The organism is Streptomyces sp. NPDC031274 (assembly GCF_055570235.1).
The window spans coordinates 1-1,011 of record NZ_JBVIHP010000517.1; the positions used below are offsets into that span (position 1 = coordinate 1).

At 70.5% G+C, this 1,011-nt stretch carries 3 protein-coding genes; 1 reads left to right on the forward strand and 2 read right to left on the reverse strand.

Annotated elements, in window-relative coordinates; all coding sequences use genetic code 11:
• Positions 1-327, forward strand: a 327-nt coding sequence (locus tag ACZ5CR_RS47615; protein WP_468870327.1) for a pyridoxamine 5'-phosphate oxidase family protein, incomplete at its 5' end; no start/stop codon positions are given.
• A gap of 10 nt (positions 328-337) precedes the next feature.
• Here ACZ5CR_RS47615 and ACZ5CR_RS47620 read toward each other — a convergent pair.
• The gene (locus tag ACZ5CR_RS47620; protein ID WP_468870329.1) at positions 338-754 is read right to left on the reverse strand and encodes a VOC family protein; all 417 of its coding nucleotides are present in this window, start codon (positions 752-754) and stop codon (positions 338-340) included.
• Between the two features lie 10 nt (positions 755-764).
• Positions 765-1,011 (reverse strand): helix-turn-helix transcriptional regulator (locus tag ACZ5CR_RS47625; protein WP_468870330.1); only part of this gene is annotated, 247 nt, incomplete at its 5' end.

The window sequence follows — 1,011 nt, forward strand, 5'->3', positions numbered from 1 at the left end:
TTCAGGTGGGACGGCCGGGCGCTGTGGATGTGCACCGGCGAGACCTCGGCGACGGCCCGCAACGCGCGCAAGGAGCCACGGGTGCGCCTGGCGCTGCCGGACACCTCCGACGTGGTGCTCGTGCAGGGCGAGGCGGAGTGCTTCTTGGCCCGTGACGTCCCGCAGGACGCCGCGGACGGTTTCGCCGACAAATTCGGCTGGGACCCGCGCAAGGAGGAGGGCCCCTTCCTGTATCTGCGCGTGACGCCGCGAACGGTGCGGGCCTGGCGCGGCGAGCACGAGCTGAGCGGCAGGGTCCTCATGCGGGACGGGGCGTGGGTGGTGTAGCCGCAGGCCGCTACTTCTTGCGCGGCTGGTTGAACCGCAGCATGTTCCCGGCCGGGTCGCGGAAGGCGCAGTCGCGGACGCCGTACGGCTGGTCCATCGGCTCCTGCAGCACCTCGCCGCCCGCGGCGCGGATCCGCTCGAAGGCGGCGTCGACATCATCGGTCCGGAAGATGACGCCGCGCAGCAGGCCCTTGGCCATCAGCTCGGCCACGGCCTGCCGGTCGGCGTCGGAGGCGTTCGGGTCCGCGAGCGGCGGCTCGATGACGATCTCGACGTCCGGCTGCGTCGGCGAGCCGAGGGTCACCCAGCGCATCCCCTCGAAACCGACGTCATTGCGCACTTCGAGACCGAGCGCGTCGCGGTAGAAGGCGAGCGCCTTGTCGTGGTCGTCGACGGCGATGAAGCAGCTTGCAAGGTTGATTTCCATGCGTATGACGCTACGTACCGGCGCCGGGTTTCGCTTCTCCGTTCCTGATCGGACGGGTGCGGATCTTGGCGATGCAGGCCGGGATGACGGCGCTGTCGCCGTGGTCACGGGCCCGGTACGCGCTCGGGCTCTCGCCGACCAGCTCGGTGAACCGCGAGCTGAAGGACCCCAGTGACGTACAGCCGACCTCCATGCAGACCTCCGTCACCGACAGGTCGCCGCGCCGCAGCAGCGCCTTGGCCCGCTCGATCCGGCGG